The sequence below is a fragment of the Paenibacillus sp. GbtcB18 genome, assembly GCF_019091125.1.
Taxonomy (GTDB): domain Bacteria; phylum Bacillota; class Bacilli; order Paenibacillales; family NBRC-103111; genus Paenibacillus_F; species Paenibacillus_F chitinolyticus.
On sequence record NZ_JAGXJX010000001.1, the window covers coordinates 906,659 to 929,305 of the forward strand.

The following is a 22,647-nucleotide window of genomic DNA, read 5'->3' on the forward strand; positions in this document are numbered from 1 at the left end:
CGAACCTCTTTTCCCGTCTCCGGCGGGATGAGAGGTTTTTGAAGATTGTGTGCCGCCGCCCGCTTCCCGAGTTTCGGAGAAAAGGGCTTTTTGCGTTTCTTTTTACGGATCTGCATATGGGTCGGTTTATTGGCTTTTAAAGGAGATTTCGGTAAACTGAGTGTACAAGAAGAGGTAAAATTGTTGCGGAGCAGGTGTATGGATGACGGGAATTCACATTCTTATTGCGGACGACGAGAAAGAAATCAGGGATCTGCTGAAGACGTATCTGGAAAGAGAAACTTACATGGCCGACACGGCTCATAACGGGGAAGAAGCGCTCCGGCTTGCGGAGGAACGCACCTATAGTTTAATCGTGCTGGATCTGATGATGCCGAAAGTGGACGGGATCGAGGTGTGCAGAAGACTTCGCCAGACGTCGAACGTGCCGATCCTCATGCTGACGGCCAAAGATCAGGAAGTGGATAAATTAGTCGGACTGAGCATCGGAGCCGACGATTACATCACCAAGCCGTTCAGTATCCACGAGGTGATCGCGAGGATCAAGGCGCATTTGCGGAGATACAAAGTGCTGGGCAGCGAAAACAACGAGAATAGCGAGAATGGTCCCGCAGCGGAAAAGGCTTTGACATCCGGCGGCTTGAAACTGGACCTCAAAACATTCACGCTGTACAAAGACGGGGAAGAAATCGCGTTAACGGCTAAAGAATTTGAGCTGCTGAAATTTTTTATGACACATCCTGAACAAGTTTTCACCAAAACCCAGATTTTCCGCCAGGTCTGGAACAGCGATTATCTGGAAGACGATAATACCGTCATGGTCCATATCCGCAAGCTGCGGAAAAAAATCGAGGAAGATCCGTCCGAGCCGAAAAGAATCGTAACGGTCTGGGGGATCGGCTATAAATTCGCGGGTGAGCGAATATGAAAAGAGATCCCGTTAAGCTGCTGGGCGCGATCCATTTGATTGTACTGGCGGTCCTGGCCGGGGTTACGGCAGTCGGCACTCCGAGCGCTTTGACGAGCGGGGTGCTGTTTGCCGCGCTTTTTGCGTCCGCGGCGGGGCTGCTCATCTCCAGATTCCGTTATACCGCCAGACTCCGGGACGTTAACCGTCAATTGGCGAGGGCGCTTGCAGGAAACGTGAACACCCGGATTTTGGCGAACGACGATCCGGCGCTGAACGAAGTCATTTTCTCGGTCAATGAATTGATCGGACAGCTCGATAAGCTCCAGGTTTATACGATCAAAACCGAAACGGGCCGCAAAAGGTTCCTCTCGAATATTTCGCACGATATCCGCACTCCGCTGACGTCCATCATCGGCTACATCGACGCTTTGAGAGACGGCGTGGCGGGAAGCGAGGAACAGAAGCGGCAGTATTTGGATGTGCTGGCCCGTAAATCCGGTGCCTTGAAGAAGCTGATCGACGAAGTATTTCTGCTGGCCAAGCTGGACGCGGACGAGATCCGGCTTCAACCCGTCAGGCTTGATCTGGCCGAAACCGTGCGCGAAGCCGTAATCGAGTTCCTGCCGGAACTGCATCAAGCGGGGCTGGAGCTGGTTCTGCAGCTCCCCGAGGAAGCTTGTCCCGTTGTCGCGGACCGGGTCTGTCTTCTGCGGATGCTGAATAATCTGATTCAAAACGCCGTCAAGCACGGAGGAGACGGGAATAAGCTCGGACTGGAACTGTCCTCTGCGCAGGGGAAGTACTGCCTGACGGTCTGGGACAACGGAGCGGGTATTCCCGCAGAGGAGCTCGGCCTCGTCTTTGAACGGATGTACAGGACGGATGCGTCGAGAAGCCGGGCCGGCGGCGGGAGCGGTCTGGGGCTGGCGATTACGAAAGCCCTCGCCGAGAAGCATGGAGGAACCCTGGGAGCGGACAGCGAGCCGGGCGTACGGACCGCTTTTTACCTGACACTGCCGGTAACGGACAAGGGGCTACAGACGGCGGACGACATTTTAAGAAACAATTAAGAACTTGTTAAGAGGCATTTAAATTCGGCTGCTTATCCTGAATACGGACAGAGAAAAGAACCATACGGAGCAGGAGGGAACCATGAGCGCCATTATCCGAACAACGGGTTTGACCAAAACTTACGGAGACCAGAAAGCGGTCGACCGCTTGGATCTGACCGTGGGACAGGGACAAATTTACGGCTTCCTGGGACGCAACGGAGCGGGGAAAACGACCACCATCCGGATGCTGCTGGGATTGATTAAACCCACGGAAGGACAGATCGAACTATTCGGTGAAAATTTGTTCAAACACAAACGAAATCTTTTAAGGAGAATCGGTTCGATCGTCGAACATTCGGGCTTTTACGAAAATTTGACCGGAGCCGAAAATCTCCTGATCAACGCGAGGCTGATGGGAGTCCATAAGAAGACGGCGATTCAGGACGCGCTTGAAATCGTCAGCCTCCACCAGGAGCCGAAAAAACTTGTCGGACAGTATTCGATGGGCATGAAGCAGCGTCTCGGCATAGCGAGAGCCGTCCTGCATCATCCCGAGCTTCTCATTCTGGACGAGCCGACGAACGGTCTCGATCCCATCGGGATCAAAGAAATCCGCAGGCTGATCAAATCGCTCGCCGAGGAGAGGAAAATGACGATTCTCATTTCCAGCCACATTTTGCCCGAAATCGAGCAGTTGGCCGATCAGATCGGAATTGTTCACCAGGGACGACTTCTGGAGGAGGTTTCCTTCGAAGAACTGCGGAAACGCAACCGCAAACATTTGGAGTTTCAAGTGTCGGACGATAACAAGGCGGCCATGCTGCTGGAAAAAGAGCTGGACATTCACGATTACGAAGTCCGGGGTGAAGGCAAAATCCGCGTCTATTCCCATATCGGCCGTCAAGCCGCTCTGAACCGGTTGTTCGTGGAGAACGGCATCGACGTGTCCCGTCTCACGATCAGTGAAGACAGACTTGAGGATTATTTCATCAAGCTGATAGGAGGCGGAACGATTGGTTAATCTGCTGTATACCGAACTGCTGAAATTAAAACGCGCGAAAATGTTCCTGGTCAGCGTCATTGGAGCCGCTGCCGCGCCCGTCCTTATGTTTATCGGCTTTCTAAACATGAAAAGCGAAAAACCGGACACATCCGTCACGTACGAGATCTCCTTCTACAACACGAATATGTATGTGCTGCTGCTCAGCGGGACTCTCTTGTACGGCGTTATAACGGCTTACCTGTTCAACCGGGAATACGTGGAGGATACGCTCAAAAATTTGCTGACCATTCCCGTTTCGCGCACGAGCCTGCTTTTCAGCAAACTGCTTATGCTGCTGATCTGGATCGTTGCGCTAACGCTGATATCCTGGGGATTTACGTTTGTATTCGGACTGATCGGCGGATTCGACGGGCTTACGATCGACGTTATCCTGTATTCGCTGGGCCGGTATCTCATCGGGGCAGTCCTGCTCTTTTTGCTGTCGACCCCTTCGATTTTCGTTACGTTCTGGTTCAAAAATTATGTGCCGACGATTATTTTCACAGCTATTGCCACCATGACGAACGTAGCTCTTGTAGATAAGAAGTACAGCGCACTGTTTCCGTGGTCGGCGGTTCACGTCGTCGCCAACAAAGCGTATGTGCCCGAGTATCCGGTTCTGTACTCTGTTCTTGCCATTCTGGCTGCGTCTATCGCCGGATTGGCGGCAACGATTATTTATTTTAACAAATCGGATATTCAATAAAAGGAGCATGCGGCTATGAATTTATGGGAACTTTTTGCGGCGTTTATACTCGGACTGGTCGAAGGGCTTACGGAATTTGCACCGATTTCTTCCACCGGTCATATGATCATCGTGGATGATGCCTGGTTTCAGACCAAGGATTTGTTTACTCCCCAGGCGGCCAATACTTTCAAGGTCGTCATTCAGCTCGGTTCCATCCTGGCCGTAGTCGTTCTGATGCGGGACCGTTTTATGAACCTGTTCGGCTTGAAAAAACTGCCGGGCCAGGACAAGGGAGGCCCGCGCCTCAATCTTCTTCAAGTCATCGTGGGACTTATTCCTTTCGGCATTCTGGGCCTTCTCTTCGAAGATTATATCGACGAGTATCTGTTTTCCACACGTACGGTCGTCATCGGGCTTGTACTCGGAGCCGTTCTGATGCTGATTGCGGAATGGCGGCGGCCGGTCGTCCCCAAGACCGATACGGTGGACCGGCTGACGTATACACAAGCGCTGGGCATGGGCTTGTTCCAGTGCCTTGCCATGTGGCCGGGCTTCTCCCGTTCGGGTTCCACGATATCCGGGGGAGTGCTTCTGGGGCTGAGCCACAGGGCGGCGGCCGATTTTACGTTTATTATGGCCGTTCCTATCATGGCGGGTGCAAGCTTTTTGAAGCTGCTCAAAAGCTGGGACTCGATTCCGTCTGAGGCCATCCCTTTTTTCGCCGTCGGCTTTGTAAGCGCCTTTCTGTTTGGCCTGATTTCCATCCGCTTCTTCCTGAAGCTGATCAACCGGATCAAGCTCGTTCCGTTCGCGATTTACCGGCTCGTGCTGGCGGCAGTCATTTACATGGTGCTGCTTTAGACGGCTAAAATTGTGGTTGTTTTTTGTTTCAACCGGGTGATATGATCAAGGTAGATTAGGAACAAACCTCCAATTATACATATACAAGAGGGAAGGGAAGTCCGAAATGCCGTTAATTGATCTGCCATTGGAAAAGCTGCAAGAGTACCAGGGAAGAAACCCGCGTCCGACGGACTTTGACGAGTACTGGGCGCGCGCGCTGGCCGAATTGGATTCCGTAGACCCTCACGTGGAGCTGGTTCCGTCGGACTTTAAAGTCCCTTACGCCGAGTGCTTCGACCTGTATTTTACCGGTGTAAAAGGGGCCCGGATTCACGCCAAATACGTGAAACCGAAATCGGACGGCAAACCGCATCCGGCGGTTCTTCAGTTTCACGGCTATACCGGCCATGCCGGAGACTGGCTGGAGCGGCTTCCGTACGCCGCGCTCGGCTATTCGGTAGCGGCGCTGGACGTACGCGGTCAGGGCGGGAAGTCGCAGGATATCGGCGGGATTGCGGGCAACACGCATCACGGTCACATTATCCGTGGACTGGATGAGCATCCTGACGAGCTGCTGTTCCGCCATGTTTTTCTGGATACGGTCCGTCTGGCGCGGATCGTGATGGATTTCGAGGAAGTGGACGGCAGCCGCGTCGCCACGATGGGCGGATCGCAGGGAGGCGCGCTGGCGCTCGCTTGCGCGGCACTGGAGCCGCGTATCCGCAAAGTCGCTGCCAACTTCCCGTTTCTGAGCGACTACAAGCGCGTCTGGGAAATGGATCTGGCCAAGGACGCTTACGCGGAGCTGCGTACGTACTTCCGGTTCTTCGATCCGCAGCACAAGCGGGAAGACGAAGTGTTCTACAAGCTGGGCTATATCGACATCCAGCATCTGGCTTCCCGGATTACGGCGGATATTTTGTTCGGCATCGGCCTGATGGATACCGTATGCCCGCCATCCACGCAGTATGCGGTGCTTAACAAATTGAAGGCGCCGGTACAGCTGGAAATCTACCCCGATTTTGCCCACGAGGGGCTTCCGGGTATGGGCGATAAACAATTTATGTTTCTGCAGCAGCTATAAAACGACCGCAAAGGCCGGGGGATTTTTCCCTTGGCCTTTGTTGTGTTTCCGGCCTATAATCTGTAATAAGTGAGACCTGCAGTGAGTCAGACATAATCACGGATGCATGAGGATGTTTGCGGGAAGTCAGGTATCATCAAAGAAAAATGCGGAGGGGGGGTTCGCGATGACGGAGCTGAAACGCTGCCAGGAGCAGGCACTGAAGTCTGTAGAGGCGAAAGCAGCAGCGGCGGAGCCGCATGCGAGGAAGAGGGCGGCCAGGATTTTGCGGGAGGCCGCTTACGACGGTATGTCCGCGGACGAGCTGTGCGCAGCGGTTTTGGCCCGCTCCCGCGTCACGCTGAATTTTCACCCGGACCGGCTCATCGCGGGCGGCCTTACCGTTGCGGAAGGGCTGCTGCGGGACGGCGAATACCGCAGCCAGTTCGAAACGCGCATCTCCAGCGGCGGCCTGAGCGCTTACCCGGGCGGGGACCGCGACCGCTGGGAGCGAAGCCTGTTCGCGGGCGCTTATCAGGCGGAGGGAGCAGAGTCGTACGACCGGCCGAAATACGGCGCGCTGAACGTGATGCGCTACGCGGACGGGGCGTCCCCGCGCTTCGGGTCCTGCCATTTCCGGCTGAAAGCCGGCGTCATGGACCGGTGCACGTTTACATGCGGGGACAGTCACACGAAGCCGGAACACGCGGGTACCCGCAAGGTGTTTATGCCGGTGCTGGCGGCCCTGCTCGAAGAGGTGCGGACCACAGGCTCCACGCTCGCTTCGGAAGTGCATGATGCGGGGGCGTTTGCAGCCCGCTGTCTGAGCGCAGCGGAGCCTGGCGGCAAAGACGGGATGCCCGTTCCGGGTGCCTCCGGCGGAATAGGCCGCGCCCTCGACGCCTACGTCGAATCGCAGATACACGGGGCGATCCGCTTGGATTCGGACGTGGACGCGCTCGTCGCGGACCCGTCCTTTCAGGGCACCGCCACCGGCGCGCAGCTTGACGCGCTGAGCGAGGCTCACGGCATTCCGCTCTATTGGCATCCCGGCTTCCGGCTTGCCGCCGGATCGGTGCCGGAAGATTTCCGCGGACCTGTTATGCCCCCGCTTGCACGGCGGGTCGCTTCGTCCTACGGGACGGAGGCGGCGTCCCGGGACGTGTTCGATGCGGCCGCGATCGGCAGAGCCGCGGCCAGCCTGCATCGTCAGCCGGAATCGTGGGCGGACTTCGGGACCCCGGACGAGGTGCTTCAATATTTGAAGCAGCTTTGGCACGTGCTCGTCCGCTATGGCTGAACGCCGGGCGGGGAGGTTGCTTTATCGCGGTAATGCAACCTCGCATTAAACCGATAGCTTGCTTTTATTTTTCCCCTTGAAGTAGAATGAGTAAAATTACTTGTTGAACAGGCTGAGAAGGAGAGAGTAAGCGGATTGACATTTATGACAGGAACGGACCGCCACCGACTGAGAGCGTCCGAGAAAATGTCCCCGCCGAAGTTCACTCCGGAGCCGGCGCCTGATGGAACAGCCGCAAGCGGCTTTCTCTAGGGTTGCCCGTATTCCCTTCGTTACAGGGCCGAAAGTGAGAGGACCGAGCTTTTTTATGCAGCCCGTTCTCTCGAATAAGGGTGGTACCACGACTTCTCGTCCCTTGCGGAGGAGAGGTCTTTTTTTATTTTCTGGACATAAAAAAGGAGAGATTACGATGGCACAAGGAAATTTAGATACACTGCGTGAACGGCTGGATACGATTAACGGCCAATTGCTGGAGCTGCTTTCGGAGCGGGCTGAAATCGTTCAGGAGATCGGTCTGGAGAAAGAACGCCAAGGAGTCCCGAAATTCGATCCCGTCCGCGAAAAGAAAATGCTCGATGAACTGGTGGCGCTCAATAAAGGCCCCTTCAGCCATGAGACGGTCCGGCATCTGTTCAAGCAGATTTTCAAGGCGTCGCTTAACTTGCAGGAGGAAGGCCAGAAGAAACATCTGCTCGTAAGCCGCAAAAACAAGAGGGAAGACACGATCGTCACGCTCGGTGACGGAATTTCGGTCGGAAACGGCAAGCCCGTCATGATCGCCGGTCCTTGCTCCGTCGAAAGCTACGAACAGGTCCGTCAAGTCGCGGCCGTTCTAAAAGAAGCCGGCGTAACGGTCATGCGCGGAGGGGCGTTCAAGCCCCGTACATCTCCTTACGATTTCCAGGGTCTTGGCATCGAAGGGCTGAAAATTCTTAAAGAAGTGGCCTCCGAATTCGGTCTCAAAACGATCAGTGAAATCGTCGACCCGGCGCATATCGAAATCGCCTGCGATTACATTGATGTGATTCAGATCGGCGCGCGCAATATGCAGAACTTCGAGCTGCTTAAAGCGGCCGGCGACGTACGTGTTCCCGTCCTGTTGAAGCGGGGGTTAGCGGCCACGCTCGATGAATTCCTGAACGCCGCGGAGTACATCGTGTCCCGGGGCAATACGCAGGTGATGCTGATCGAGAGAGGGATCCGCACCTACGAGAAGGCGACGCGCAACACGCTCGACATTTCGGCCGTGCCGATCCTCAAGCAGGAGAGCCATTTGCCGGTGCTTGTCGACGTCACCCACTCCACGGGACGAAAAGATATTTTGGCGCCCTGTGCGAAAGCGGCGCTTGCCGCAGGCGCGGACGGCGTGATGGTCGAAGTTCACCCGGACCCGGCAACCGCCCTTTCAGACGCAGCGCAGCAGCTTAATTTCGAGGAATTCGCGCAATTCTACAAAACGGTAACGGAGTCCGGCCTGTTTTAGAGACACGGGCCCGCTTAGCGGAACAGGTATAAAAAGAACCGACCGAGCGCTTTCTTTCTTGGGAAAGAAGTGCCGGCCGGTTCTTATTTTTTTAAACGAGACGGTAATCGTCTATTTTCTCGCCGTCTTCCCAAATTTCCAGGAACAGCGCGTCGCAATCTTCGAAATCTTCCGGTTTAAGCGCCATGGCCCTCTCTTCGTCCGGCGTCACGCACACATTCTCCGTACTCTCTCCGTTAAACGAAAGAACCGCATAGATCTTCATCGTGTATTCTCCTTCTTCTATATAGCTTAGCGTTTGCGTCCTCCTGCCATTATAAATTTCTTGATCGTTTTAAGCAAAACAATGAGGAGTGCTTCATTATTTGGGACGCGAATAGATCAGGCCCATTTTATATTCCGGCTCTGTCAGCGTGCCCTCATTGGTAAAGAGCAAAGATGCTTTGTAGGTATCTGCCTCGAATTGGTTGAAAATCGTTAAATTTTCCGATCCCATGGCCATTTCGATCATCCCTCTGCGGTCCTTGCCGTAGATTTGTTTATAAAAGGATTCCGCAAGATCATCCGACCATATCAAGTAGTCTTCGTCGTCTTGCCGGTAAAAGGCGGACAGTGTCCCGGAGATTTCCCCGTACATATCGTAGATCTCGTCATAGGTAGAAGACAACACGGGAAGATAAGCGACTTCCGTTAGTCCGGAGGAGTTGAATTTGAAAGCCAATTGGCTGTCGTTTTCCTCAACAAACCGATTGTGATAGAGCACGAAATCGTAACCGCCTTTGTCGCCGTTGTATTGAATGTACGGCTTTTGATTCAGTGTAGCCTGAACCTCGGCCGGGCTCATTCCCCAAGTCCAATTAAAATATGGATCGCTCACCGTAGCGCTGTTGCCTGATCCGCGCTCCGGGCCGCTGCGGATAACGATTTGGCGTGCGGATTCGTTCCAAGTTACTTGATTGCCTGTAGCTTCGCCGATAAATCTCAAAGGGACGATTGTATTGCCGTCCACATTCGCCGGAGCTGCCTCCAAAACCTTGGTTTCACCATTGACGGCTGCATTTTTGTTGTTTATTTGCAAGACGATGGACAGCCCGTCTTTTCGGCCCGTAACGGTGTTGGTTTTGGAGTCCCACTCTACGGTTAGGCCCAGTTCTTCAAAAATAGGACGAAATTGGACGAGAGTTACCCCCGATTCAATCGCGGGTTCGACGTCGAAATGGACCCGCTCGTTTTGTATGAAAACTTTTACGGGTTCTTGGGCAAATACGCTGCCTGGCATTGCGACAGACGCTGCAAGCAGAGTGACTAGAAGTGCGGATTTTACTTTCCTGTTCAAAATAAATGTCCCCTTTTCCTATGTGAAAATCTTTCGTAATCGTCTCATAGTTAGATAGGACTTTCAACCTATATTTTGGAAATGAACTAGGTTAATAACTGATTTTATTAACGTATTAATAAATGCCGAAACCATTATAATCATTTTTTCCCAGTGGTACGGATTGACAATTTGCCGCAAAAGACCGTATGATGGGTACAATTATTCGAAAGGAGGCCGGAAACAATGACAGTTACCATCTCGCACACTCAATTGAACAGAGAAGTCCATTTCACCGGTCTCGACGGGATCATGTGAAAGTTGGTCAGGCGCGTGCTTTAACGCTTGCGAACCTGAATAACAGTGCTGCAGACAGCCATGGACGCGAAGTCCATGGTTTTTTTGCGTTTATTTTTTAATTTAAGTTTCTCAATCAAGAAAGGAAGTCTATCTATGAAAGAAAACTATTACCGTCAAGTAAAACTGCCCTCGGGGACCGTACACGTGTATGCCGGACCGTCCCTATATGAGGCGCTGGACTATAAAGTATTCGAAATGGCGAACAACAATTTGCAAATCCCGAACGGGGTTTATATGAGTTATACACCGGACGTTCACGTCGGAGTCGGCACCTGCATCGGCACTACGGCCGTCTGGAACAGCGAGGACGGGTATGTATCCCCCTCCATCGTGGGGAGCGATATCGGCTGCGGCATGAGGGTTCATCTGACGAATCTGCATAAGGACGAACTGAAAGATTTGAAGCTGCGGAAGAAGCTGGTGCGCACGATTGAGAAGTACTTGCCGGTCGATGCCCATACCCGCGGACATTTTTCCGATATTCGTTTGGAGACAGTGGTGAAAAAAGGGCTTCACGGCCTTCCGAAAAAGTACATCCCCGACGGCTATACACCGCGTAAAGCCAAATCGCTCACTCACGTCGAATCGAGCCGCTTCGGTTTTGACGAGAATTCACTGAATCGGCTGCCGGAAAACGTCTGGCACCGTTCTCACCGCCAGCTCGGAACGCTGGGGGGAGGCAATCATTTCGCCGAAATCCAGTCGGTGGAAATCGCGGAAGAAAACCGGGCGACGGCGGAAGCATGGGGATTGTTTGACGGTCAGGTGATCGTCATGATCCATTCCGGATCGCGTGCGTGGGGCGGCTCGGTCAGCCAGCTGTGCGGCAGCGACATCAAACGAATGATGCGGGCCGAAGGTATGGGGACAGCCGATCCCAATCTGCTGTTCGCCTCCTTGGATCACCCTTTGGCCGTGCAGTACACGGATCTGATGTATTCGGCACTGAACTATGCGGTCGTAAATCGTCATCTTATCGCATATGCGGTTCGCGAAGCGGGCAAAGACGTGTTCGGTTCCAAATTCGAGTTGGCCACCCTGTACGATCTGATGCACAACTACGCTTGGGAGGAAGATACGGAAGAGGAGGGCCGCCGGGTATTCGTCCACCGCAAGGGGGCTACGCGCGCGCTTCCCGCAAATCATCCGGATAATCCCGAACCTTACGCCTCGACGGGTCACCCCGCGTTAATTCCGGGCTCGATGGGAACTTCTTCTTATATTATGGTGGGTGCGGACGGAGGAAAAGCCAATTATCATTCCATCTGCCACGGAGCGGGGCGAATCCGGTCCCGAAGCGCTACGAAAAGGCTCGTAACCGTAGATGAATTTTCCGCCAGTATGCGCGTCGGTATGGAGGACGAGGTTGTCGTGAACCAGCGTTCCCTCGAAACGATTCTCGACGAATCGCCGCAGGCCTATAAGGATGTGGATCAAATTATCGAAAGCGTCGTCGGCGCGGGCCTTGCGTCCGTCGTTGCCAAGTGCAAGCCGATGGCGGTTATAAAAGGAGTTTGAGAAAGATGCCGGCTTCAAAAGAAGATACGCGTTTAAGCAAGCTGATGAGCAAAATGTTACGGCATACGCCCGGAGATTTCGGGCTTATCCTCGATAAGGAAGGATTCTGCCGTTTGGAAGACTTTTTGACCGTTTTGAATCGGGTGTCCGGTTTCAAAGATGTTCGTCGCGAAGATATTCAAAGAGTAGTCCGCGAAAGCGAAAAACAGCGGTTTGAGATTGCGAAAGACTCTATCCGGGCCAGATACGGGCACAGTCACGAACGAATTACGTACGAGGCGTCTGAACCACCTGCTGTCCTTTATCACGGAACGAACCGGAAGGCCGTTCCTCAGATTATGACCGACGGGCTCCTGCCCATGTCCCGCCAATACGTGCACCTGTCCGAAGGGCTGCATTTCGCTTCTTTGGCGGGAAGGAGGAGGGGAGAACTCGTCATTCTCGAGGTGGATACCGCCCTGGCCGGACAGAAAGGCGTCCGGTTTTATTACGCCGGGAACGAAGTGTGGCTGGCGGACCGGATTCCGGCAGCATGCTGCCGGCCGATTGCCGATCAATAATCGGTATCAGTCGGACGTGCAAGGGTGGAGTTTATTCGATAAGCGTGCTAACATAAATCATTGTCTTATCGAATAGCGGAAAGGGGATCAACCGGACATCATGAATTATGCACAACTTGCGGGAAAAACGGAAACGGCCAAGGACCGGTTCCCGCTCGCGCTCATTTCCTTAACATGCGGTGCCTTTGCCATCGGAATGACTGAATTTGTCATTATGGGACTGCTGCCCAATGTGGCAGGGGATCTTCATGTCTCCATCCCGCATGCGGGTCAACTGATTACGGGCTATGCGCTCGGAGTGGCGGTCGGAGCCCCGCTGCTGGCGGTCGCTACGCACCGTCTGCCGCAGAAAATGCTGCTCTGCCTGCTGATGGTGCTGTTCATCCTCGGCAACACGGTAGCTGCCATCGCCCCGAATTACGGCCTGCTGATGGGGGCGAGGCTGTTGACCGCGCTGGCGCACGGCACTTTCTTCGGCGTCGGCTCGGTTATCGCCGCCAATCTGGTGAAGCCGCACCGCAGGGCGGCGGCTGTCTCCATTATGATGGCGGGACTCACAATCGCCAATATCATCGGCGTTCCGTTCGGCACGTTTATCGGCCAGAATCTGGGCTGGCGGGCATCGTTCGGGGCTGTGGCCGTGATGGGCGTTATTTCGCTCATCGGAATCCTGGCCCTGATTCCGGTCATTCCCCGGGAAGAATCATCCAGCCTGGTCCGGCAGATCCGGGCGCTGGCGCAGCCGAGACTGCTGCTCGTTCTTCTTACGGGAGCGATTGGCTGCAGCAGCCTGTTCACCGTGTTCACTTATATCGCCCCGCTCTTGGAGCAGGTGACCGGTTATGCGGAGCACAGTGTGACGTGGATTCTCGTTTTATTTGGCTTCGGTGTTACTTTCGGCAATATTCTGGGCGGAAAGCTGGCGGACTGGAAGCTGATGCCGGTGATGATCGGCAGTTTCGCCGTACTGGCGCTTATTTTGGCGGTCTTTGCCTACACGGTTTATTTGCCCGCTGCAGCTGTGGTGACGATTTTCATATGGGGCGTCGCCGCTTTCGGTGTGCTCCCCGGTCTTCAGGTCAAGATTATGACGCTGGCCAAAGACGCCCCCGCCCTTGCTTCAACGTCCAATCATTCGGCCTTGAATCTCGGCAATGCCGGAGGAGCTTTCCTCGGCGGAATGGTCATTAACCAAGCCGGCTTATCGACGCTTCCTTGGACCGGAGCGGTATTGTCGCTGATCGGCATGCTGCTTGCGCTCTGGGTGTTTGCACTGGACAGAAAAACGGCCTGATCTCACCAAGCGGGACTACTGGCCCGTTGAAATGTAAAGCAGGCTTTGAGAACGTAAGTCAGGGGTTCTCTTCCGTGCGACGGGATGCCCGCGCATACGATACATGTGGAGTGCTGCGTGTTGCTGGTGAGAAAGTAGTTTGAAGTCACATTTACCTAAAAACCATAACCTTTAGAAAAAGCTCAAAAAGATAATTTTGAGCTTTTTTTACGAAATAAAAGTGGTATAAATGAGAATGTCAAATCTACTGCAAAGTGGTTTCCGTCAGTTCCCTTTTTACCGCTATTATATTTTTTTAGGGGGGATATCTAATTAACGGAAAATTCCATTTAGAGAATGTTGGGAAAGAGGATGACATTTACGCATCAAACGGAGAAGCTACTTCAGGATTCGGTTTGTTTGTTTTGTCTAATGAACGCATAGAATACCATTTTAGAGAGGAAGACATGAGTTTAGACGAAGCGGAGTCATATATCGAAAATTATTTAAATAATCTACCCAATGAAACTGTCGACGAATTATGCAAAAAAATGTGCGCTTGGAAAGATACTATACTGACAGATTGTTATCCAGATATGAAATGCCCAGATGGTTTGTCGGATGCTCAGGGCAGGGATATCTTACGTTTTATTTCAGTAAGCGATATTTATATCTACAGAAATCCTTATGATAAAAATGATCCCCTATTTGGAGCAAGCGTTTGGGCTGGTATGGAATGGGGATTTGAAGATGGTATTGAAATTATTATCAAAGGCAAGGAAGTTCTTGAAGTACGTGAGTTTTTAGGTTATGGAGAATATGCAATTTGGGAAGAAAACGACTAGGTGCAGACCATAATTATGCGTTGTATAAAGGATTATTTACGGAAAAGGACATTCAACTCATATATCCTTTGAGAAAATAAGAGAGCAAACACCATACCTACGGACACATATATGTTTGTTGTCACTGTCTACTCGTCACATGTGGAGTGTTGCTCACTGTTGGTCAGGAAAGTCTAATAGTTGAGGTGTAGTGGCGTATTCAGCAACGGAGCGGGAGAAGTCCCGCTTCTTTTTTTGACCATAAGTTCAGCTAGGGGCGGCTATTGATAGCCGTCCTTTGTTGTACCCCATCCATTTCTTAGCATAAAGGCAATTGCTTCTGGGCCGAAGTTAAGGCTTGTCCGTAGTGTCCCGAGAAAATAATTACGCTAACGAGCAGTTTAATGGAACCGGATTGGAATCATACTAAAAATACTGGACTATTCATTCCTGAAATATTATACTGTTCCTACAGAGAGGAGGGAGTAACCATCGGACGTACAAAAGAGTTTGACAAGGAGCGCGTACTTCATGAGGCTATGTTAGTTTTTTGGGAAAAAGGTTACGAAGCGACAAGTATACCGGATTTATTAAAAGCAATGGGATTAAGCAGATCAAGCTTGTACGAAACATTTGTGGACAAACAGACGCTTTATGTTGAGGCCATACACCATTACAAAAAAATAGGTCAAAATAAAAGAAATCTCTTGGTAAATGCGCCGTCTGCGAAAGTTGGAATCCGGCAGTATTTTGATCAGCACATTACTTCCGCATTTAATGAGGATTTGCCAAAAGGTTGCTTGATAACAAATGCAACCATCGATATGGATTCACCGGATGAAGAACTACGTAGATTGATACGTGACCGATTTGAGGGATTGGAACAGTCTTTTTATGAACTTTTACATAAAGGACAGCAGACAGGAGAAATCGACCCCAAAAAAGATATAAAAGTGCTATCGCATTTACTGCTTAACCTCAATCATAGTATAAATGTAATTTGCAAAGTAAAAAATGACAAGAAAGTCGTTCATGACATGATCAATACTGTGATTGAGATGCTCTAACATATTTTTTTTGATCTTATCGGAACGATCGTTCCAAAAAAATCTTCTGTAACGATTGTAAAGGAGCTTGCTATGAGTTTAAGCGCAGACCAAAAAGTTGAGAAATCTGTTTCGTCTTGGATCACCCTCCTTCTGGCAATTTCGTGCGGTGTAATCGCCGCTAATCTCTATTATGCACAGCCCTTGGTGGGACCAATCAGTTCAGCAATCGGGTTATCTGCAGAGACTGCAGGGCTTGTCGTCACACTTACCCAGATTGGTTACGGTATCGGCTTATTATTTATCGTCCCATTGGGAGACATTCTTGAAAACCGACGGCTGGTAGTAGCATCGCTGCTCTTCACTGCAGTCGCTTTGACGGTTGCGGCAGTAGTGAAAAATGCAGCATTATTCCTCATAGCTTCACTGTTTATTGGGGTAGGATCAGTCGCAGCTCAAGTGCTGGTACCTTATGCAGCGCATCTATCGCCTGATGCCTCGCGCGGACGTGCAGTTGGTAATGTCATGAGCGGTCTGTTACTCGGTATTATGCTTGCACGGCCTGTATCGAGTTTGGTGGCAGATCTTTTGGGCTGGCACGCTGTATTCTTCTTGTCTGCCGCAACGATCTTTGTTCTTGCACTCTTATTAGCAAAGGCGCTGCCTGCAAGGAAGCCGTTGCTAAATGTACAATACCCAACCCTTATGAGCTCCATGTGGCAGTTACTCCGAACGACTCCGATCCTGCGCCGTCGAGCGATCTATCATGCTTGTGTGTTTGGGACATTTAGCTTGTTCTGGACAACTGTTCCTTTGATATTGAGTAGCCCCACTTTTCATTTTTCTCAAAAAGAAATTGCATTGTTCGCTCTAGTCGGGGTATCTGGGGCGGTTGCTGCACCCGTGGCAGGACGTCTTGCGGATAAAGGTTGGATTCGACCTGCCACAGGATTAGCGTTAGCTATTGTTATCATTTCTATATTGCTTCCCCTGATGATTCAAGGCGGTTCGACAGCTGCAGTTGCAAACCTAGTCGTTGCAGCGATCCTTTTAGACATGGGGGTTTCTGCTAATCTGGTTCTTGGACAGCGTGTTATCTTTTCATTAGGGGCAGAGTTTCGCAGCCGATTAAATGGATTATACATGGCCATTTTTTTTCTTGGCGGTGCTTTAGGGTCCGCCTTAGGTGGGTGGGCATATGCCTTAGGTGGCTGGAATGCAGCGTTGTGGATTGGAATAGCTTTTCCGATCATCGCGATGATTTATTACACGACAGAAAAAAATTAATTATATCTATAAATTATTGAACTTTAATGCTGAGGGGATGAAAGCTGTCATTTCGTTCAAGATGACAACCAACCAGAACCATATTAGAATCGAGAAAATCCTTATAAATCAAGGCATAAGAGTGCCGCAGCAGATGGAAAATAAATAGCCTATGCCTCCGCTTTGGAAAACATCTTGAGAGGGGGGCGAAAAGGTTAAAGCCGCATACGGGCAGGTACCGTCGGAACAATTGAAGACCACGCAGACATGTGCGGTCTTTTTTTCGTTAGGATAAAATTAATTTCTGACCCAAAGAAACCCCGTTCTCAAAGAACGGAACATCTGCTATAATTAAATGATATTGAGAATCATTATCACAAGATTTTCATCTCGGTATATTAAACCCGCCAGACTCGGGAACAGAACGATATTCCAACAGATTGGGAGGAGAAACAGTTGAGTAACTCTGTAACCGACAACGAAAAAATACGTCCGGGTTTATCGGCAGCCGTTGCGGACGCTTCCTATAAAATACGTCAAGTTGAAGCAATCAAGGCCGGGGACAGCTGGGAAATGGATTACCGGCTCATTGATCAGCATGTGCTGATCGTCGTTACGGCCGGCGAAGGTGCTTTGAAACGGGACGGCAGTCTTAGCCGCCTGGAAGCAGAGAACATACATGTCTGCTTGCCCGGCGAAGTAATCGGAATGAAGACGGAGGCAGGCGGCCTGGAGCTGACATGGGTCGGATTCGACCTTTTTTATGAGGACGGGACGGGTGAAGGATGCCGGAAGGGAACGTGGTACGAGCCGCAGGTGCTGCCCGTTCATTCTCTTTCGCATTTTTCCGTGCTGAGCGAGGCGCTTTCTACCTACTGGCACAGTGCCGATCCTTTCGACCGGCTAAGAGCCCAGGCGGCATTTCTTGAACTGATCCATTCGATCTCCGCTCATATGCGGGATGAATCTCCCTTGGATGCCCGAAGCGCGTTGGAACGCACCCGGCACTATATCGAAAATCACTACCAGACCAACATCACGATTGACGAGCTCGCACGAATGGCGGAAGTATCGCCGAAATACTATGGGGATTTGTTTAAAAAAACATACGGCCTCAGCGTAATCGACTATTTGACCGAGCAGCGGGTTAACCGCGCCAAGCAGTTAATGGCGTTATCCCAGTCCCGCCTGAAGGACATTGCTCACGTAGTGGGCTATCAGGACGAGTTTTACTTCAGCCGCAAATTCAAACAGGAAGTGGGCGTCTCGCCCACGGTTTATATGAAGAACCGCCGCAAGAAAATCGCGGTCCATCATTCGCATCTGATCGGCCAATTGCTGGCCATTCATCATCTACCGTATGCGGCGCCCCTTCATCCCAAATGGACCGGCCACTATTATGAGAACTATCGTTCCGATATTCCCGTTCATCTCAGCGCCTACCGGTACAGCGAAGACTGGGAGCACAACATCGAGAAGCTGCGTGAAACGAAGCCGGACCTTATCCTTTCGATGGATACCCTTAATCCGGGAGAAAAAGAACGCCTGGAGCAGGCGGGAAAAGTGCTGTATATTCCCGATCGCGGGGCGGATTGGCGGGAGCAGCTGCTGCTTATCGCCGCTCATCTGGACCGGACGGCCGAAGCCGAGACATGGCTCGGTAAATACGACCGCCGCGTGGAGTCGCTCCGCGGCAGACTGCGTAAACGGACGGGAGAAGAAACATTTTTGCTGATCAGCTTACATAAGCAGGAGATCCGGGTATGCGGAACCCGCAGCATGGGAGACGTGTTTTTTCACGAGCTGGGTATGAAGCCGGCTTTTGATTATAACCGGGACCAAATCAATGTGCCGATTCTGCCGGAGCAGCTGACGGAGCTGGATGCGGACCATATCCTCGTCAATGTCTGCCAGGAAACGGAGACGCTCCGGCGTTGGCAAGATCTGCAGGCGACGGCTCTTTGGCGGGATCTTCACGCGGTGCGGCAGAACCGGGTTTACGAAATCCCCTCCGATCCTTGGCGGGAATATTCGGCTTCCGGGCACGAGCGTATTCTGGGTGAAGTGGAAAAGCTCTTTTTGCGGAAATAGTCCAGTTTGAATTCCGTGTATTGTCCATGTCCCGGCAAAGAAACGTGGGTTATAATTTCAATTGAGAATTGTTATCAATACAAATATCCAAAAAAGAATCTCCCTCTTTTTTTTGTTATTAAGTGATAATGATTCTCAGTTTTACAAAGTGAGCGTCGGGGGAATGGCATGGAAAGCAGTAGAGAAAGAGGAAGTCTGGAGCGCCAAGTCTTTCAAGGCAGGACGCTGACCGTTTATACGCCGCCGTCCTACGGCTTGGCAGACAAGCGTTACCCGGTTGTATACGTCAACGATCCGTCCGATTATATGGATACGGTCACCAACTTGGCGGTTGTCCGTATGGAAGAGCTTTTCCGGGAGAGGAAGCTGCCGGAACTGATTCTCGTCGGTTTGGAGCCGGATGAGCGGCTCGATGAATATACGCCTTGGCCTGCGAAGGCTCTGGTGGAATCCGTCAAAGATTTCGGCGGCTCCGGCAAAAAATACCTGGATCTCATCGTTCATGAGCTCAAGCCTTATATCGACGGCCGGTACGAGACATTGGCGGGACCTGCCGGCACGGCGATGATCGGCGCTTCGCTCGGCGGTCTGATCTCGATGTTTGCGGCGTTCGAGCATCCTGCGGTTTTCGGAAGAATCGGCAGCATCTCGGGGTCCTTCTGGTATGAAGGCATCACCGAGTATATGCGGGGGCATAGGATTGCCGACGAAGGCCAAAGGTTTTATATGTATGTGGGGGATCAGGAGGGCGTCGGGAAGAAGACGATTCAGAGTGCCATGATGGCCAGAACCCGGCAGGCTTACGCGCTGCTTGCGGATTCCGGTTTTAACGGTGCCAGGCTGCGCCTCGTTATCGGCGAAGGCGGTCATCACCTCGTTCCCGTGTTCGTGGAACAGTTTCCCGAAGCTTTGAAGTGGATTTTCGGTATGGATACAAACACATTTTTTCCGGATACGGAGAGGGGTTAGAGAAAAATGAAAAAAACATGGGTGGCGGCCGGTCTGGTTGCCGTAACATTATTATCTTCCGCATGCGGAGCGCAAAAAGAGGCGGCCAAGACAGGCGGCGCGGAAGCGACGAAAAGCCCGGCGGCAACAGCGGCGGGTACGAATGAAACGCGCAAAATTACATATCTCGGCAAAGAATATACCGTACCGTCCAAAGCGGAACGCATCGTAGTGGCCGGTTCCTTCGAATCGATGGAAGACGCACTCGTGCTCGGCGTGAAACCGATCGGGGCGAATTCGGTCGGCGGCAAGTTCCCCGATATGTTCAAAAGCATTACGGACAAGGCGGAATCCGTGGGCGAGAAAACGCAGCCGAATCTGGAGACGATTCTGAAACTGAAACCGGACGTCATTCTCGGTTCCACCAAATTTCCGCCTGAAATGATGGAAAAGATGAACAAGGTCAAAGTCACGCTCCCGATCTCCCACGTTTCGACCGATTGGGAAGCGAATCTGAACGTGCTGGCGGAACTGACCGGTAAACAGGATAAGGCTAAAGAAGCGATCGAGAAATACAAAAAAGAAGCCGCTGCCGCGAAAGAAAAACTCGGCACTTCGCTGAAAGATAAAAAAGTGCTTGCGATTCGGGTGCGTGCGGGCAGCATCGCCATTTATCCGGCCGGCGTGTTCTTCAATCCGTCGCTGTATACCGATCTGGGGCTCGCCGTTCCGAACGAAGTAAAAGAGGCCAAGGCGCAGCAGCTGATCTCGCTGGAGAAATTGTCCGAAATCAATCCGGACTATATGTTCGTCCAATTCTCGGAAGACGAGAATAAAGAGCAGCCGAAAGCGCTGGAAGACCTCGAAAAAAATCCGATCTGGCAAAGTATCAACGCTGTGAAAAACAAAAAAATGTTCGTCAACGTCGTAGACCCGCTGGCGCAGGGAGGAACGTCGTACAGTAAGATCAAGTTCCTTGAGGCCGCTCTTCCAAAGCTTACCAACTAAATTTCAAACACAAAGCGAGTAATCCGATATGAAAAGAAGTCTGGCAAAGCCTCAATGGATTTTATGGGTTTCACCGGTGATCATCGTATTCACCATTGTGCTTTCCGTTCTGTACGGGGCCAAACAAATTCATCTGCAAACGGTCATGGACGCCCTGTTCCATTTCGATCCGGGTAATGTCGATCATCAGATTATCCGGACCTCCCGTTTGCCGAGAGTAGTGGGGGCGCTTCTAATCGGAGCGTTCCTTGCCATATCGGGCGCACTCATGCAGGGGATGACAAGGAATTATCTTGCATCCCCTTCCATCATGGGGGTGACCGACGGCTCGGCGTTTGTCATTACGCTTTGCATGATCTTTCTGCCCAATTCGTCTTCATTGGATATGATCTTCTATTCCTTGATCGGCTCCGCGCTCGGGGTCGGCATCGTATTCGGGCTTGCCTCGCTGCTTCCGAACGGATTGACGCCAGTGCGGATGGCGATCGTCGGCACCGTCATCGGCACGTTTCTCAGCAGCGTTTCGGCGGCTCTTTCCATGTATTTTCAGAAGTCGCAGAACATAAGCTTCTGGTACAACGCGAGACTTCATCAACTGGAACCCAAGCTGATTCTGCTGTGCATTCCATTTGCGATCGTCGGTCTTATCGCGGCCTTCCGGATTGCCAAATCGATCACGATTCTCTCGCTGGGAGAAGAAGTCGCCATCAATCTGGGACAGAGAACGCTGTTGGTCAAGATCGTCGCGATGGGCGCGGTCGTTATTCTGACGGGGATCTCGGTAGCTCTGGCCGGCAAAATCGGATTTGTGGGGCTGATTATTCCCCATATTACCCGCTTCCTGATCGGCATCGACTACAAGTGGGTGATTCCGTGCGCGGGTGTGCTGGGCGGCATTTTCCTGGCTTTGGCGGATGTGCTCAGCCGCTTCCTGAATTATCCGTACGAAATGCCGATCGGTGTCGTGACCGCTATTATCGGCGTACCGTTTTTCCTGTATCTGGCAAGGACGAGAGGCGGGGAAAAGCATGCCTAAACAATCGTTCAGCCGCTATATGCTGGTCGTTCTTATCGGCATAGGCCTTATCTTGATCGCCGCTTATACAAGCTTGACCAACGGTTCTTTCGACATCACGGTCGAGGACGTGGTGAATACGCTCCTCCGGATCGATCCGAATCCCGAGAACGATCTCGTCATTCTCGAATTCCGGCTGCCGCGAATTGTGATCGCGGGACTGGTCGGCATGGGCCTCGCGATTGCGGGAACCGTGATTCAGGGAATTACCCGCAACGGGCTGGCGGACCCGGGCATTCTCGGCATCAACGCCGGTGCCGGGGCGGCCATCGTTATCTTCATGTTCTTCTTCCAGGGCAAGCTGCATGGTACGGGCTGGTGGGGCATTATGACGATGCCTCTGTTCGGACTGGTCGGCGGGCTCGCGTCTGCCGTTCTCATCTATCTCTTTTCCTGGAAAAACGGACGGATCGATTCTCAGCGCTTGATTTTGACGGGAATCGCAATCGGAGCCGGATTCAGCGCGCTGGCTTTGTTCCTGACGCTCAAGATGGATGCCAAAGATTTCGAAATGGCCGCCGTCTGGACGTCGGGCAGCATTTACAACGCCAACTGGAAATATGTCGTTTCCGTTTTGCCGTGGCTGATTATCCTGATCCCGCTTATACGCAGGAGCGCGTACACCTTGGATCTTTTCCAGCTCGAAGAGAGCAGCGTGAAAAGTCTGGGGGTAAATGTGGAAAGGCAGAAGGGCATTCTTCTGCTGGGCAGCATCGGGCTTGTCAGCGCGTGCGTTTCCGTGTCCGGGGGGATCGGCTTTATCGGGCTGATGTCGCCGCATATCGCCAAACGTCTGGTCGGCGTTCATCATAATCGTGTTCTGCCGGTCAGTGCGGTTATCGGAATGCTGCTCGTGATCGGATCGGATTTTATCGCCAAAACGGTATTTATGCCGGTCGAGCTGCCTGTAGGCGTCATGATTTCGATCATAGGCGTTCCGTATTTTATTTACCTGCTGTTTAAGGCCAAAGCATAGAGGGAG

Annotated in this window: 21 protein-coding genes; 19 read left to right on the forward strand and 2 right to left on the reverse strand. The window is 52.0% G+C overall.

Annotated features, from left to right (window positions below; translation table 11 throughout):
- The first annotated feature begins 202 nt into the window (after positions 1-202).
- The 8 genes from KVT34_RS04130 (at position 203) to KVT34_RS04165 (ending at position 8,381) form a co-directional block, all read left to right on the forward strand.
- Entirely contained in the window at positions 203-928 is a 726-nt protein-coding gene (locus tag KVT34_RS04130) for a response regulator transcription factor (protein WP_217556821.1), read from the forward strand.
- A complete protein-coding gene (locus KVT34_RS04135; protein WP_217556822.1) occupies positions 925-1,980 on the forward strand; it encodes a sensor histidine kinase in 1,056 nt (351 codons plus the stop codon). Before KVT34_RS04130 ends, KVT34_RS04135 begins: the two co-directional genes overlap by 4 nt.
- An 82-nt stretch (positions 1,981-2,062) precedes the next feature.
- Positions 2,063-2,983, forward strand: a complete 921-nt coding sequence (locus KVT34_RS04140) for an ABC transporter ATP-binding protein (RefSeq protein WP_042225731.1) — start codon at positions 2,063-2,065, stop codon at positions 2,981-2,983.
- Positions 2,976-3,710: an ABC transporter permease gene (locus KVT34_RS04145; RefSeq protein ID WP_217556823.1), complete on the forward strand. Its 735-nt coding sequence runs from the start codon at positions 2,976-2,978 to the stop codon at positions 3,708-3,710. Before KVT34_RS04140 ends, KVT34_RS04145 begins: the two co-directional genes overlap by 8 nt.
- Positions 3,711-3,725: 15 nt before the next feature.
- Positions 3,726-4,553, forward strand: a complete 828-nt coding sequence (locus KVT34_RS04150) for an undecaprenyl-diphosphate phosphatase (RefSeq protein WP_217556824.1) — start codon at positions 3,726-3,728, stop codon at positions 4,551-4,553.
- Positions 4,554-4,659: 106 nt separating this feature from the next.
- Positions 4,660-5,619, forward strand: a complete 960-nt coding sequence (locus tag KVT34_RS04155) for an alpha/beta fold hydrolase (RefSeq protein ID WP_217556826.1) — start codon at positions 4,660-4,662, stop codon at positions 5,617-5,619.
- Positions 5,620-5,785: 166 nt separating this feature from the next.
- Positions 5,786-6,898, forward strand: coding sequence for a DUF3626 domain-containing protein (locus KVT34_RS04160; RefSeq protein WP_217556827.1), 1,113 nt, complete (start codon positions 5,786-5,788; stop codon positions 6,896-6,898).
- 409 nt (positions 6,899-7,307) lie between these two features.
- Positions 7,308-8,381, forward strand: a complete 1,074-nt coding sequence (locus KVT34_RS04165) for a bifunctional 3-deoxy-7-phosphoheptulonate synthase/chorismate mutase (RefSeq protein WP_217556828.1) — start codon at positions 7,308-7,310, stop codon at positions 8,379-8,381.
- Between the two features lie 91 nt (positions 8,382-8,472).
- Here KVT34_RS04165 and KVT34_RS04170 read toward each other — a convergent pair whose 3' ends face one another.
- Both KVT34_RS04170 and KVT34_RS04175 read right to left on the reverse strand, forming a co-directional pair.
- Positions 8,473-8,646, reverse strand: a complete 174-nt coding sequence (locus KVT34_RS04170; RefSeq protein ID WP_217556829.1) for a hypothetical protein — start codon at positions 8,644-8,646, stop codon at positions 8,473-8,475.
- A gap of 96 nt (positions 8,647-8,742) precedes the next feature.
- Positions 8,743-9,717, reverse strand: coding sequence for a copper amine oxidase N-terminal domain-containing protein (locus KVT34_RS04175; RefSeq protein WP_217556830.1), 975 nt, complete (start codon positions 9,715-9,717; stop codon positions 8,743-8,745).
- Positions 9,718-10,149: 432 nt separating this feature from the next.
- Between KVT34_RS04175 and KVT34_RS04180 the strand changes: the two genes are divergently transcribed.
- The 11 genes from KVT34_RS04180 (at position 10,150) to KVT34_RS04230 (ending at position 22,641) form a co-directional block, all read left to right on the forward strand.
- Positions 10,150-11,574, forward strand: coding sequence for an RtcB family protein (locus KVT34_RS04180; RefSeq protein WP_217556831.1), 1,425 nt, complete (start codon positions 10,150-10,152; stop codon positions 11,572-11,574).
- A 5-nt stretch (positions 11,575-11,579) separates the two neighbouring features.
- The gene (locus KVT34_RS04185) at positions 11,580-12,134 is read left to right on the forward strand and encodes an RNA 2'-phosphotransferase (RefSeq protein ID WP_217556832.1); all 555 of its coding nucleotides are present in this window, start codon (positions 11,580-11,582) and stop codon (positions 12,132-12,134) included.
- 100 nt (positions 12,135-12,234) lie between these two features.
- On the forward strand, positions 12,235-13,428 hold the full coding sequence (locus KVT34_RS04190) for an MFS transporter (RefSeq protein WP_217556834.1): 1,194 nt from the start codon (positions 12,235-12,237) through the stop codon (positions 13,426-13,428).
- Between the two features lie 404 nt (positions 13,429-13,832).
- Positions 13,833-14,252: a DUF6985 domain-containing protein gene (locus KVT34_RS04195; RefSeq protein WP_483311421.1), complete on the forward strand. Its 420-nt coding sequence runs from the start codon at positions 13,833-13,835 to the stop codon at positions 14,250-14,252.
- Positions 14,253-14,635: 383 nt separating this feature from the next.
- Entirely contained in the window at positions 14,636-15,298 is a 663-nt protein-coding gene (locus KVT34_RS04200) for a TetR/AcrR family transcriptional regulator (protein ID WP_217556835.1), read from the forward strand.
- Between the two features lie 72 nt (positions 15,299-15,370).
- Positions 15,371-16,564 carry an MFS transporter gene (locus KVT34_RS04205; protein ID WP_217556836.1) on the forward strand — a complete coding sequence of 398 codons (1,194 nt, stop codon included), beginning with the start codon at positions 15,371-15,373 and terminating at the stop codon, positions 16,562-16,564.
- A 435-nt stretch (positions 16,565-16,999) separates the two neighbouring features.
- Complete coding sequence (locus KVT34_RS04210) at positions 17,000-18,634, forward strand: AraC family transcriptional regulator (protein WP_217556837.1); 1,635 nt, start codon at positions 17,000-17,002, stop codon at positions 18,632-18,634.
- A 168-nt stretch (positions 18,635-18,802) separates the two neighbouring features.
- On the forward strand, positions 18,803-19,603 hold the full coding sequence (locus KVT34_RS04215) for an alpha/beta hydrolase (RefSeq protein ID WP_217556838.1): 801 nt from the start codon (positions 18,803-18,805) through the stop codon (positions 19,601-19,603).
- A gap of 6 nt (positions 19,604-19,609) precedes the next feature.
- A complete protein-coding gene (locus KVT34_RS04220) occupies positions 19,610-20,590 on the forward strand; it encodes an ABC transporter substrate-binding protein (RefSeq protein ID WP_217556839.1) in 981 nt (326 codons plus the stop codon).
- A gap of 28 nt (positions 20,591-20,618) precedes the next feature.
- A complete protein-coding gene (locus KVT34_RS04225) occupies positions 20,619-21,626 on the forward strand; it encodes a FecCD family ABC transporter permease (protein WP_042225754.1) in 1,008 nt (335 codons plus the stop codon).
- Positions 21,619-22,641, forward strand: coding sequence for a FecCD family ABC transporter permease (locus KVT34_RS04230; RefSeq protein WP_217556840.1), 1,023 nt, complete (start codon positions 21,619-21,621; stop codon positions 22,639-22,641). The genes KVT34_RS04225 and KVT34_RS04230 overlap by 8 nt, the downstream gene beginning before the upstream one ends.
- The last annotated feature ends 6 nt before the right edge of the window (positions 22,642-22,647 follow it).